This window comes from Pseudomonas sp. IT-P4 (genome assembly GCF_949767755.1).
GTDB classification, from domain to species: domain Bacteria; phylum Pseudomonadota; class Gammaproteobacteria; order Pseudomonadales; family Pseudomonadaceae; genus Aquipseudomonas; species Aquipseudomonas monachiensis.
Window position 1 is genome coordinate 74,192 of sequence record NZ_CATKPX010000089.1, and the last position, 12,469, is coordinate 86,660.

A 12,469-nucleotide genomic window follows, 5' to 3' on the forward strand; every position below is an offset into this window, starting at 1 on the left:
GCGAAGGGAGTCTCCCAGATGAATCATCCAGCCCGAAAAGGCTCGATCAGCCTGTTGGCCGGCGCGATGCTGCTGGCCAGTGCGACTGGCTTCGCCAATGTGGCGCCGGCCAATGTGGAACCGGCCAAGCCGGTAACCACGGCCAAGGAACTGCAACAGGCCAAGACCTACACCGTCAGCAGCGCACCGACCGCGCCGCTGGAACTGGCCAAGCCGAAACTGCCGGACGTTTCCGGCTACACAGCCGAAGCCATCGCCGCGAAGATCGTGCGCAGCAAACCGGGCAAGATCAGCCTGCGCCGGATGATGCAGGAAGACGCCCTGAAGGACTTCATCGGTGGCGACAACAAGATGGCCGAGTGGGTGGTGCGTCAGCACGGCATCCCCCAGGCGATCTTCGTCGACGATGGCTACATGAACCTCAAGGACCTGGCGAAAAAGGTCCCCAAGCAGTACTTCAGTGAAACCTCGCCGGGTGTGTACCTGGCGAAGTTGCCGATCGTGGTCGGTCGTCACGGCATCCTGGAAATCGACAAGCAGACCCAGGAACTGCGCCTGTCCCAGGAGGCCGGTGCGTTCCTGGTCAACGACGGCCAGTTGTTCGTGCGCGACACCAAAATCACCGGCTGGCGCGAGAAGGACAACGGCCCGGCGACGTTCACTTCGCCGAAGGAGTTCCGTCCGTTCCTGCTGTCCTGGGGTGGTACCGAGACCTACATCGCCAACAGCAAGATCGCCAGTTTCGGCTATGCCAACAGTAAGTCCTACGGCGTGAGTATTTCCCAGTACACGCCGAACATGGCCAAGGTGCTCAAGCGCCCTGAGCCGACCGGCTGGATCGTCGGCTCCGAGTTCTCGGACATGTGGTACGGCTTCTACTGCTATGAGACCCGCGACTTCGTGGTCAAGGGCAACACCTACAAAGACAACATCGTCTACGGCATCGATCCGCACGACCGTTCCCACGGTCTGATCATTGCCGACAACACGGTGTACGGGACCAAGAAGAAGCACGGGATCATTATTTCCCGTGAGGTCAACGACAGCTTCATCTTCAACAACCGCAGCTATGACAACAAGCTGTCGGGCCTGGTGATCGACCGTAACAGCGTCAACAACCTGATTGCCCACAATGAGATCTACCAGAACCACACCGACGGCATCACCCTCTACGAGAGTGCCGACAACCTGCTGTGGGGCAACAAAGTCGTCAGCAACCGCCGCCACGGCATCCGCATTCGTAACAGCGTGAACATTCGCCTGTACGAAAACGTCTCCATGGCCAACGGCCTGACCGGTGTCTACGGGCACATCAAGGACCTGAGCAACACCGACCGTGACATCAAGCTCGACCCGTTCGACGCCCAGGTGTCGCTGATCGTGGTCGGCGGTGAGTTGGCGGCAAACGGCAGCGGACCGCTGTCCATCGACTCGCCGCTGAGTGTCGAGTTGTATCGCGTGTCCATGCTCGCACCGACCAAATCCAGCGGCATCAGCTTCACCGGCATTCTTGGCGAGCGCCAGGATGAAATTCTCGACCTGCTGGTGCGCCAGCAGAAAGCCGTGCTGATCGACCCCGTCGAACGCCAGACCGAAATGCGGGACTGAGGATAATCTTATGCACCCACACTTGATCAAACTACTCAGCCTGTCGGCCCTGACCGCCGGCATTCTCGCGGCCAGCGGCGGCGCGCGTGCCGATGAAGTCCAGGCTCCAAAATTCACTGCCGAACCGTGCTGCAGCCTGTGCCCGGCCGCCCACGACCCGAAGAACTACACCACCCGTTATCAGCAGAATTTCACCACGCTGGTGCAGGCCCAGGGTGACTGGCTGTTCCGTACGCAAGAAGACTTGCGCACCGAATTCGACACCACGCCCGCCGGCTACAAACGCATGAAACAACTGCACGATGCGTTCAAGAGCAAAGGCGTGGAACTGGTTGTCGTGTACCAGCCGACCCGTGGCCTGGTGAACCGCAACAAGCTCAACCCGGCGGAGAAGGCCAGCTTCGACTTCGACAAGGCGCTGAGAAACTACAAGTCCATGCTCGGTCGTTTCGCGCAGATGGGCTACGTCGTTCCGGACCTGTCGCCGCTGACCAACGAGTCGTTGCCCGACACCCTGCCCGCCCACGATTTCTACTTCCGTGGTGACCAGCACTGGACCCCGTACGGCGCCCAGCGCACGGCGAAAATCGTCGCCGAGAAGGTCAAGCAATTGCCTGAGTTCGCCGACATTCCCAAGCGCGAATTCGAGACCAAAAAATCGGGTCGCATGGGCAAGACCGGAACATTGCACAACATGGCCGGTCAACTCTGTGGCACCAGCTACGCGATCCAGTACATGGATCAGTTCACCACCGAGCCGAAGGGCGAAGCGGGCGATGGCGATCTGTTCGGCGATTCCGGCAATCCGCAAATCACCCTCGTGGGTACCTCCCACAGCGGCAAGAACTACAACTTCGCCGGTTTCCTCGAAGAGGCCATCGGCGCCGACATCCTCAACGTAGCGTTCCCCGGCGGCGGCCTGGAAGGTTCGATGCTGCAGTATCTGGGCAGCGACGAGTTCCAGAAGAACCCGCCGAAGATTCTCATCTGGGAATTCTCGCCGCTGTACCGCCTCGACCAGGAAACCATCTACCGCCAGATGATGGCGCTGCTGGACAACGGTTGCGAAGGCAAGGATGCACAAATGTCCGGCAGCGCCACGCTCAAGCCGGGCAAAAACGAGTTGATGGTCAACAGCAAGAACATGGACCTGCGCAACGGTAGCCACCAGGTCGACATTCGCTTCGCCGACACGTCGGTGAAAACCCTGCAAGCCACCCTCTGGTACATGAACGGTCGCCACGAGGACATCAAGATCGACAAACCGGAAACCTCCGACACCGACGGGCGTTTCGCCTTCGAGTTGCGCACGGACGAAGACTGGGCCTCGCAGAACCTGCTGGCCGTTGAAGTCCAGGGCCCGGAACAAGCGGGTGCCGCGCCACAGAAAGTCGAAGCGAAAATCTGCAAACGCAACGTATTCCCGGGCGCCGAACAGCGTACTGCTTCGGTCGGGCAATGAGGTCTGCTATGCGCTATCCGAAATTTTCAACTCTGTTGGCACCGACGCTCTTGAGCCTGGCGATGTTCGCCGGGGCCACGCAAGCGGCTGCGCCACTGCGTCCACCCCAGGGCTATTTGGCGCCTGTGGATAAATTCAAGACGGGCGACAAGAGCGAAGGCTGCGATGCGGTGCCGACGCCGTACACCGGCTCGTTGCAATTTCGCAGCAAGTACGAAGGTTCGGACAAGGCCCGCGCGACCCTGAACGAGCAGTCGGAAAAAGCCTTCCGCGAAAGCACCGCCGACATCACCAAGATCGAGCGCGGCATCAGCAAGCACGTGATGCAGTTCATGCGTGACGGTCGCCCGGAACAGCTTGACTGCATGCTGAACTGGCTGACGACCTGGGCCCAGGCCGATGCCTTGATGTCCAAGGACTTCAACCACACTGGCAAGTCGATGCGCAAATGGGCGCTGGGCAGCATGGCTTCGGCGTACATCCGCCTGAAGTTTTCCGACTCCCGCCCGCTGGCCACCCATCAACAGCAAGCGCAGTTGATCGAAGCCTGGTTCAGCAAGATGGCCGACCAGGTGGTCAGCGACTGGGACAACCTGCCGCTCGACCAGACCAACAACCACTCGTACTGGGCCGCCTGGTCGGTGATGGCCACCTCCGTCGCCACCAACCGTCGCGACCTGTTCGACTGGGCAGTGAAGGAATACAAGGTCGGCGCCAACCAGGTCGACGCCGACGGCTACCTGCCCAACGAACTCAAGCGTCAGCAACGGGCCCTGGCTTACCACAACTACGCCCTGCCGCCGCTGGCGATGATCGCCAGTTTCGCTCAGGTCAACGGTGTGGACTTGCGTCAGGAAAACAATGGCGCACTCAAACGCCTGGGTGACCGGGTGCTGTCCGGGGTGAAAGACCCGGATGAGTTCGAGGAAAAGAACGGCAAGGAACAGGACATGACCGACCTGAAGGTCGACTCGAAATTTGCCTGGCTCGAACCGTTCTGTTCGCTCTACACCTGCTCGCCCGAGGTGCTGGCGAAGAAGCACAAGATGCAACCGTTCAAGTCCTTCCGCCTCGGCGGTGACCTGACCAAGGTCTACGACCCGGCCAATGAAAAGGGCAGCAAGGGTTCCTAGACCAGACACAACCCCCTGTAGGAGCTGCCGAAGGCTGCGATCTTTTGATCCTGCTTTTAAAAAATCGCAGCCTTCGACAGCTCCTACAGGGTCGGTGTCGAAAGTAGGTTTTGTGAGTTAGCCCCCCGGATTTCCGTGGGGGGTTTGGGGGGGCCGTTGGCCCTTGACTGTTGGTTCAAACAAGGAGAGACCGGGATGGTTTTTTCATCCAACGTGTTCCTGTTTTTGTTCTTGCCGATCTTCCTCGGCTTGTACTATCTGAGCGGGCAACGCTATCGCAATTTGCTGCTGCTGATTGCCAGTTACGTGTTCTACGCCTGGTGGCGTGTGGACTTCCTCGCGCTGTTCGCCGGCGTCACCCTGTGGAACTACTGGATCGGCCTGAAAGTCGGGGCCGCCGGGGTCAGGACCAAACCGGCGCAGCGCTGGTTGCTGCTCGGCGTGGCCGTCGACCTGTGCATCCTCGGCTACTTCAAGTACGCCAACTTCGGCGTCGACAGCATCAACGCAATGATGACGTCGGTGGGCCTTGAGCCCTTCATCCTGACTCACGTGCTGCTGCCGATCGGGATCTCGTTCTATGTCTTCGAGTCCATCAGCTACATCATCGACGTCTACCGTGGCGACACCCCGGCGACCCGCAACCTGATCGACTTCGCGGCGTTCGTGGCGATTTTCCCGCACCTGATTGCCGGCCCCGTGTTGCGTTTCCGCGACCTGGCCGACCAGTTCAACAACCGCACCCACACCCTCGACAAGTTCTCCGAGGGCTGCACGCGGTTCATGCAGGGTTTCATCAAGAAAGTCTTCATCGCCGACACCCTGGCGGTGGTGGCCGACCACTGCTTCGCCCTGCAAAACCCGACCACGGGCGATGCCTGGCTCGGCGCGCTGGCGTACACCGCGCAGCTGTATTTCGACTTCTCCGGTTACAGCGACATGGCCATCGGCCTTGGCCTGATGATGGGTTTCCGTTTCATGGAGAACTTCAAGCAGCCGTATGTCAGCCAGTCGATCACCGAGTTCTGGCGCCGCTGGCACATCAGCCTGTCGACCTGGCTGCGTGACTATCTGTACATCACCCTCGGCGGTAACCGCAAAGGCACGCTGATGACCTATCGCAACCTGTTCCTGACCATGCTGCTCGGTGGTCTGTGGCACGGCGCGAACATCACCTACATCGTCTGGGGTGCATGGCACGGCATGTGGCTGGCGATCGAGAAAGCCATCGGCCTGAACACCTCGCCACGCAGCTTCAACCCGATCCGCTGGGCACTGACCTTCCTGCTGGTGGTGATGGGCTGGGTGATCTTCCGCGCGGAAAACCTGCACGTCGCCGGACGCATGTACGGCGCGATGTTCAGCTTCGGCGACTGGTCGCTGTCGGAACTCAACCAGGCCAGCCTCACCGGCCTGCAAGTGGCAACCCTGATCGTGGCCTACGTGACCCTGGCGTTCTTCGGCCTGCGGGATTTCTACACCAATCAGCCTCCGGTCAAGACCAAGCCTGCCGTGAACGTCGACACCGACGGCCCGGCCGCTGCGACACCGGGAACGATCAAGGCCGTGCCAGGGGATAACCCGGCGAGCATCCATCAGCCTGGCTACACCGTCGGCGTCGAAGCTCAGGTGCAACCGGCCTACTGGACCGCTGACTGGTCGCGCTACGTGATGCGTGCACTGGTGCTGCTGCTGTTCATCGCCTCGATTCTCAAACTCTCGGCGCAAAGCTTCTCGCCGTTCCTTTACTTCCAGTTCTGAGGGATCTGACCATGACCCGCTCATTACGCATCTTCTACATCGCGCTGTTCCTGGTGACCCTGCTGGTGCTCGGTCTGTGGTCGGTGCGCAGCTTCTTCGGCTTCAGTACCAACGCCGATGCGACGGTGCTCAACGGTCGCTGGACCAAGGCCGTGGAAACGCACTACGACGACGAGTTCCCGATCAAGCGCCTGGGCACCAACCTCTGGGCCGCGCTGGATTTCAAACTGTTCAACGAAGGTCGTCCGGGCGTGGTGCTCGGTCGCGACCAGTGGTTGTACAGCGATGAAGAATTCCACCCGGTGGTCAACGAAGAGCTGAACCTGCAAGGCAACTACGCGCTGGTCGAAGGCGTGCGCCAGACCTTGAAGGAAAAAGGCGTGCAACTGGTGATGGCCGTGGTTCCGGCCAAGGTTCGCCTGTACCCGGAACACCTCGGTGAGGTGAAACCGGCGAGCATCCACGCCAACCTCTACAAGGACTTCCACCAGCGCCTGGCCGCCGACCGGATTCCGGCCCCTGACCTGCTCGGCCCGCTGCAACAGGCCAAGCAGGATGGCCAGCAAGTGTTCCTGCGCACCGACACCCACTGGACGCCGCAAGGTGCCGAGATCGCCGCCAACCGTCTGGCCAGGACCATTGCCGACAAGTACCCGCTGAGCGGCGAGCCGCAGCGCTTCGTCACCGAACCTGCCGAGACCATCACCCACAAGGGCGACCTGCGTCTGTTCCTGCCACTGGACCCGCTGTTCGAAAACCTGATGCCTAAACAGGAGCAATTGCAGAAGCGCAATACGGTCGCGGCTGAAGATCAATCCGCCGGTGACGACGCGCTGTTCGCCAACACCGAAGTGCCGGTGGCCCTGATTGGCACCAGCTACAGCGCCAACCCGAACTGGAACTTCGTCGGTGCGCTCAAGCAAGCGCTGAACAGCGATGTGGTCAATTACGCCGAAGACGGCCATGGCCCGATTCTGCCGATGCTCAGCTACCTCAAGAGCGACGCCTTCAAGAACAGCCCGCCACAGGTGCTGATCTGGGAGTTCCCTGAACGATATCTGCCTGTGAACAACGAAATCGGCGACGCCGACCCGCAGTGGGTCGCAGAGCTTAAACAAGCCGGCGCCCGCCAACAAAACGTAGCCATCAACAACAAATCCGAGACGCCCGACCGGGCGCAAAACTGAAAGAGAGGTACACCATGACTTTCACTACAACTCCTCGTCGTCTCGCCAAACGCCTTGCCCTGGTTGCCGGCCTCAGCGTGCTGTCGGTACAGGCTTTCGCCGGTGGCGACGCCGCCCTGTACGGCCCGACCGCACCGAAAGGCTCGACCTTCGTGCGTATCTACAACGCCAGCAACGCCGAAGTCAGCGCCACCGTCGGCAACACCAACCTGAGCGATGTCGCGCCACTGTCGAGCAGTGACTTCAGCTTCATGCCGGGCGGCGACTACAGCGCCAAGGTCGGTAGCCAGAGCCTGCCGGTGAAACTGGCCGGCGACCACTATTACACCCTGGTCAACAACGCCAGCGGCGCACCGCAACTGATCGAAGAGCCGCCGTTCAAGAACAAGCAGAAGTCCCTGGTACGCGTGCAAAACCTCAGCGACAAGGCACTGACCCTGAAGACCGCCGATGGCAAGACCGACGTAGTCCCGAACGTTGCGCCCAAGGGTCGCGGCGAACGTGAAATCAACCCGGTCAAGGTCAGCCTGGCCTTGTACGACGGCACCACCAAGGTCGGCGACGTGAAACCGGTCGCCCTGGAACGCGGTGAAGCCGCGGTGCTGTACGTCACCGGCAGCGGCAGCAGCCTGTCGCCGGTCTGGGTAAAACGCCCGGTGTCGACGCGCTAAAGAACTTTCCGCAGAGGTAACGTCGATCTCTGTAGGAGCTGCCGCAGGCTGCGATCTTTTGATTCTCGGCGTCATTGAATGCGCCAAAAGATCGCAGCCTTCGGCAGCTCCTACACAGGCAGCGCAACCCCTGCGACACGGAACAAAAACAAGAGTGAAACGACAGAACGCAGTAGCTCTAACCAATCGATATTCAAGGAGTAACAACATGATTCCGGTGATCTTGTCAGGTGGTAGTGGCTCACGTCTTTGGCCGCTTTCCCGTAAACAATTCCCTAAGCAGTTCCTGGCCCTGACCGGCGAACACACCCTGTTCCAGCAAACCCTGGAACGCCTGGTGTTCGAAGGCATGGACACGCCAATCGTGGTCTGCAACAAGGACCACCGCTTCATCGTCAATGAGCAATTAGCGGCGCGCAAACTGGAAACCCAACGCATCCTGATGGAACCGTTCGGTCGCAACACCGCGCCGGCCGTGGCCCTGACTGCGATGATGCTGGTCAGCGAAGGTCGCGACGAGCTGATGCTGGTACTGCCGGCCGACCACGTGCTGGAAGACCAGAAAGCCCTGCAACGCGCCCTGGCCCTGGCCACCGTCGCCGCCGAAAACGGTGAAATGGTGCTGTTCGGCGTGCCGGCCACCAAGCCGGAAACCGGTTATGGCTACATCAAGTCGACCAACGACTCGCTGCTGCCTGAAGGCGTCAGCCGTGTCTCGCACTTCGTCGAAAAACCCGACGTGAAGCGCGCTACCGAGTTCGTCCAGTCCGGCGGTTACTTCTGGAACAGCGGCATGTTCCTGTTCCGCGCCAGCCGCTTCCTCGAAGAGCTGAAGAAGCACGATCCGGACATCTACGACACCTGCCTGCTGACCCTGGAGCGCAGCCATCAGGATGCCGACACCATCACCTTCGACGAAGCCACCTTCGCCTGCTGCCCGGACAATTCCATCGACTACTCGGTGATGGAAAAAACCCAACGCGCCTGCGTCGTGCCGCTGACCGCGGGCTGGAGCGATGTCGGCTGCTGGTCGTCGCTGTGGGAGGTCAATAAAAAGGACGCCAACGGCAACGTCACCAAAGGCGACGTGGTGATCCAGGACAGCAAAAACTGCATGATCCACGGCAACGGCAAGCTGGTGTCGGTGATCGGCCTGGAAAACATCGTCGTGGTCGAAACCAAGGACGCCATGATGATCGCCCACAAGGACAAGGTCCAAGGCGTGAAGCAGATGGTCAACACCCTCAACGAACAGGGCCGCAGCGAAACCCAGAACCACTGCGAAGTCTATCGTCCGTGGGGCTCCTACGACTCGGTGGACATGGGCGGGCGCTTCCAGGTCAAGCACATCTCGGTCAAGCCGGGCGCGTGCCTGTCGCTGCAGATGCACCACCACCGCGCCGAGCACTGGATCGTGGTCAGCGGCACCGCCGAGGTGACCTGTGACGAGAACGTGTTCCTGCTGACCGAGAACCAGTCGACCTACATTCCGATCGCGTCGGTGCATCGCCTGCGTAACCCGGGGAAGATTCCGTTGGAGATCATCGAGGTTCAATCCGGCAGCTACCTGGGTGAGGACGATATCGAGCGGTTTGAAGATATCTACGGGCGCTCGACGCCGGTTGAGCGTGGCGTGTCGGTGAAAACCATCGCGCAGTAACGTTCAGTAAAACAAGAAGCCCTCGTCCAGCCTGTTGCGTTCCCTATCCGCAGCAGGCTGGGCGGGGGCTTTTTTTGCACTGGATTTGTGTTGCCTTGGCTGGCCTGCTCGCGATGGGGCAGTCAGCACACCCCCTAATCGCCCATCGCCAACCCCACCTGCGCTTAGGTAGGATGACCCTCTCTATTCCCGAGATTTCACGTCATGTTCATCGGCGTTCTACTGGTCATCACCTGGCTGATCCTGTTGCTGCGCTATCCGGCCAAGGCCTTGCCCGTATCCATGGCCGCCGCCGCGGGGCTGGGTATCGTCGCCACCTGGGTCATCTGGATGGACCACCACGAGCTCAAGCAGCTGCAACGCCTGGAGTTGCGCATCAGTTACGCGCCACAACAATGTCCCGCCGACCGCCCATTGCAATTGACCCTGAACAACGGCAATGACGTGCCGCTGACTGAGTTGCGCTGGCGGGTCGCGGCTTATGCACCGGGCGATACGGTGAACCTGGCCGACAATCAATACACCGCCCCGCGCTATCGCGGCCCCGGCGAATTGCAGGCCGGTGGTAACTGGGAAGACTGTTTGCCGCTGCCGCCACTGCGTCCTGGCTACCGTCCGGAAACCCTGGAGTTTCGCGCCGAGCGATTGCAGGGTAGTTTTTCCGACTGACCCCTCCTCCATTTTTTGCACAAGGAATGCGCCATGCCCGTTGCGTTAATTACCGGTTGTTCCAGCGGCATTGGCCGCGCCCTTGCCGATGCGTTCAAGTTCGCCGGCTATGAAGTCTGGGCCAGTGCGCGCAAGGCCGAAGATGTCGCCATGCTGAGCGCTGCCGGATTTACCGCCGTGCAACTTGACGTAAATGACGGTGTTGCCCTTGAGCAGTTGAGCGAGCGCATCAACCAGGAGCGCGGCGGTCTCGACGTGCTGATCAACAACGCAGGTTATGGCGCCATGGGGCCGCTGCTCGATGGCGGCGTGCCGGCCATGCAGCGCCAGTTCGAAACCAATGTGTTCGCTGTCGTTGGCGTCACCCGCGCGATGTTTCCCGTGCTGCGCCGGACCAAAGGTTTGGTCGTGAATATCGGCAGCGTTTCGGGTGTGTTGGTCACGCCATTCGCCGGCGCCTACTGCGCCTCGAAAGCCGCCGTGCATGCCTTGAGCGATGCCTTGCGCATGGAACTGGCGCCATTTGGCGTGCGGGTGATGGAGGTTCAGCCCGGCGCCATCGCTTCGAGTTTTGCAAAGAATGCCGGACACGAAGCCGAGCAGTTGATCAGCGAGCAATCACCATGGTTTCCACTGCGCGAAGGCATACGCGCCCGGGCCAAAGCCTCTCAGGACAACCCGACCCCGGCCAGTGAATTTGCGGCCGGATTGCTCAAGGCGGTGCAGCAGGCCAAACCGCCACGGCTGATCCGCCTGGGTAATGGCAGCCGCGCGTTGCCGTTGCTTGCCGGATTGTTGCCGAAGGGGTTGCTGGAATCGGGATTGATGAAGCGGTTCGGGTTGCGTGGGCAACTCTGAGACCGAGTCGACGCCTTCGCGAGCAAGCCCGCTCCCACATTTGAAATGCGTTCCCCTGTGGGAGCGGGCTTGCCCGCGAAGGCGCCAGAACAGACTCCACAGAACTCAAGGAATCAAACATGACCGACTACACCGAATACTTCGACGAAGTGATCCAGGCGCACGTCGCCATCGAACAATGGCTGGCCGAGGAACGCGACGCGGCTGAACTCGAACAACTGCTGACGCGTTTCTCCCAACAGTTTTCCATGGTCTCGCCCTTAGGCCGAGTGCTGGATTTTGCAGCGCTGAGCGAACTGTTCCTGCTGGCGGGCGGCAAGAAGCTCGGCTTTCGTATTGAACTCAGCGAATTGCGTGGCATCGCCCTGCACGATGCAGGCGCGACCGTGAGTTACCGCGAGCAACAGACCGATGCGACCGGGCTGCACTCGGATCGCCGCTCGACTGTGGTGTTTGAGAAACACGTTGATGGCCGAGTGATCTGGCGGCATCTGCATGAGACGTTTTGCAAAGAGTGAACGCCCTCCTGACGGACCGCGTTGTACCCTTCGCGAGCAAGTCGGTCTATCGGTTATGCCCCCTCACCTTGCTTGACCACCACCGTACAAGTAATCCCCGCCGCCAACAGCACCCCTTCCGGCACTTCATCGATGTGAATCCGCACCGGCACCCGCTGTGCCAAACGCACCCAGTTAAACGTCGGGTTCACATCGGCAATCAGCTCTCGGCTCTGCGGATTATCGCGGTCGTAAATGCCGCGTGAAATGCTTTCCACATGGCCCTTGAGCAACTCGCCGCTCATCAGTTGCATGTCGGCCTTATCACCCACGCGCACATGGGGCAGCTTGGTTTCTTCGAAGAAGCCGTAGACCCAGAACGAGTTCATGTCGACCACGGCCATTTTCGCCTCGCCGATGCGCGCGTAGTCGCCACGATGCACATTGAGGTTGGTGACGTAACCGTCCACCGCCGCACGCACTTGCGTACGCTTGAGGTTGAGTTCGGCGGCTTCCAGTTGCGCCTGGGCCTGCTGGTAATCGGCCAGGGCCGAGTCGGCGAGGTTACTGGCGTCGTCGCGGTTTTCCCGGGAGATCACCAGATTGTCCATGTCGGCACGACGATGGGCGTTGACCTTGCGCATCTCCCAGGTCGCCTTGCGCGATGCCACCAGACTCTGTGCCTGTTTCACCGCGAGACGGTAGTGCTCGGGGTCGATCTGCATCAGCAAATCACCCTTCTTCACCAGCTGGTTGTCGCGCACCGGCACGTCCACCACTTCGCCGGTGACGTCGGCGGCGACGTTGATGATATCGGCGCGCACGCGGCCGTCACGGGTCCATGGCGTGTTCATGTAGTGCTCCCACAAGGAGCGGCCGACCCACAGCGCGAGGGCCAGCACCAGCAAGGTCGCGAACAGGCTGAAAAACTTTTTCATCGGGGCATTCTTCAGAGATAGAGAG

General features: G+C 60.5%; 11 protein-coding genes. 10 read left to right on the top strand and 1 reads right to left on the bottom strand.

The genetic code is table 11. The features are described from left to right. Positions 1-18 precede the first annotated feature (18 nt). The 10 genes from algG to ACM6IT_RS26255 all read left to right on the top strand — a co-directional run bounded on the left by algG (position 19) and on the right by ACM6IT_RS26255 (position 11,527). Positions 19-1,608, top strand: a complete 1,590-nt coding sequence (algG, locus tag ACM6IT_RS26210) for a mannuronan 5-epimerase AlgG (RefSeq protein WP_414918984.1) — start codon at positions 19-21, stop codon at positions 1,606-1,608. A gap of 10 nt (positions 1,609-1,618) precedes the next feature. After that, positions 1,619-3,070 carry an alginate O-acetyltransferase gene (locus tag ACM6IT_RS26215; RefSeq protein WP_056726194.1) on the top strand — a complete coding sequence of 484 codons (1,452 nt, stop codon included), beginning with the start codon at positions 1,619-1,621 and terminating at the stop codon, positions 3,068-3,070. An 8-nt stretch (positions 3,071-3,078) separates the two neighbouring features. Further along, positions 3,079-4,203, top strand: coding sequence for a mannuronate-specific alginate lyase (locus ACM6IT_RS26220; protein WP_056726195.1), 1,125 nt, complete (start codon positions 3,079-3,081; stop codon positions 4,201-4,203). A 195-nt stretch (positions 4,204-4,398) separates the two neighbouring features. Next, positions 4,399-5,964: an MBOAT family O-acyltransferase gene (locus ACM6IT_RS26225; RefSeq protein ID WP_056726196.1), complete on the top strand. Its 1,566-nt coding sequence runs from the start codon at positions 4,399-4,401 to the stop codon at positions 5,962-5,964. An 11-nt stretch (positions 5,965-5,975) separates the two neighbouring features. Then, complete coding sequence (locus ACM6IT_RS26230) at positions 5,976-7,151, top strand: alginate O-acetyltransferase (protein ID WP_056726197.1); 1,176 nt, start codon at positions 5,976-5,978, stop codon at positions 7,149-7,151. Between the two features lie 14 nt (positions 7,152-7,165). After that, positions 7,166-7,822 (top strand): alginate O-acetyltransferase AlgF, encoded by a 657-nt coding sequence (locus tag ACM6IT_RS26235; protein ID WP_414914580.1) that lies wholly within the window; start codon positions 7,166-7,168, stop codon positions 7,820-7,822. Positions 7,823-8,030: 208 nt separating this feature from the next. Then, positions 8,031-9,482: a mannose-1-phosphate guanylyltransferase/mannose-6-phosphate isomerase gene (locus ACM6IT_RS26240; protein WP_056726199.1), complete on the top strand. Its 1,452-nt coding sequence runs from the start codon at positions 8,031-8,033 to the stop codon at positions 9,480-9,482. Positions 9,483-9,686: 204 nt separating this feature from the next. Beyond that, on the top strand, positions 9,687-10,151 hold the full coding sequence (locus ACM6IT_RS26245; protein ID WP_056726200.1) for a hypothetical protein: 465 nt from the start codon (positions 9,687-9,689) through the stop codon (positions 10,149-10,151). A gap of 33 nt (positions 10,152-10,184) precedes the next feature. Beyond that, positions 10,185-11,009 carry an SDR family oxidoreductase gene (locus ACM6IT_RS26250; protein WP_414918985.1) on the top strand — a complete coding sequence of 275 codons (825 nt, stop codon included), beginning with the start codon at positions 10,185-10,187 and terminating at the stop codon, positions 11,007-11,009. A gap of 119 nt (positions 11,010-11,128) precedes the next feature. Beyond that, entirely contained in the window at positions 11,129-11,527 is a 399-nt protein-coding gene (locus ACM6IT_RS26255) for a DUF4440 domain-containing protein (RefSeq protein WP_414914578.1), read from the top strand. Between the two features lie 53 nt (positions 11,528-11,580). On the opposite strand, the gene ACM6IT_RS26260 is transcribed toward ACM6IT_RS26255, so the two are convergent. Next, a complete protein-coding gene (locus ACM6IT_RS26260; RefSeq protein WP_414914577.1) occupies positions 11,581-12,444 on the bottom strand; it encodes an efflux RND transporter periplasmic adaptor subunit in 864 nt (287 codons plus the stop codon). Between the last annotated feature and the right edge of the window lie 25 nt (positions 12,445-12,469).

Bases quoted from the DNA above. Each gene is read 5' to 3' on its own strand.
- ACM6IT_RS26215 (WP_056726194.1), top strand. From the start codon at position 1,619: ATGCACCCACACTTGATCAAACTACTCAGCCTGTCGGCCCTGACCGCC.
- ACM6IT_RS26225 (WP_056726196.1), top strand. From the start codon at position 4,399: ATGGTTTTTTCATCCAACGTGTTCCTGTTTTTGTTCTTGCCGATCTTC.
- ACM6IT_RS26235 (WP_414914580.1), top strand. From the start codon at position 7,166: ATGACTTTCACTACAACTCCTCGTCGTCTCGCCAAACGCCTTGCCCTG.
- algG (WP_414918984.1), top strand. From the start codon at position 19: ATGAATCATCCAGCCCGAAAAGGCTCGATCAGCCTGTTGGCCGGCGCG.
- ACM6IT_RS26260 (WP_414914577.1), bottom strand. From the start codon at position 12,444: ATGAAAAAGTTTTTCAGCCTGTTCGCGACCTTGCTGGTGCTGGCCCTC.
- ACM6IT_RS26245 (WP_056726200.1), top strand. From the start codon at position 9,687: ATGTTCATCGGCGTTCTACTGGTCATCACCTGGCTGATCCTGTTGCTG.
- ACM6IT_RS26240 (WP_056726199.1), top strand. From the start codon at position 8,031: ATGATTCCGGTGATCTTGTCAGGTGGTAGTGGCTCACGTCTTTGGCCG.
- ACM6IT_RS26220 (WP_056726195.1), top strand. From the start codon at position 3,079: ATGCGCTATCCGAAATTTTCAACTCTGTTGGCACCGACGCTCTTGAGC.
- ACM6IT_RS26230 (WP_056726197.1), top strand. From the start codon at position 5,976: ATGACCCGCTCATTACGCATCTTCTACATCGCGCTGTTCCTGGTGACC.
- ACM6IT_RS26255 (WP_414914578.1), top strand. From the start codon at position 11,129: ATGACCGACTACACCGAATACTTCGACGAAGTGATCCAGGCGCACGTC.
- ACM6IT_RS26250 (WP_414918985.1), top strand. From the start codon at position 10,185: ATGCCCGTTGCGTTAATTACCGGTTGTTCCAGCGGCATTGGCCGCGCC.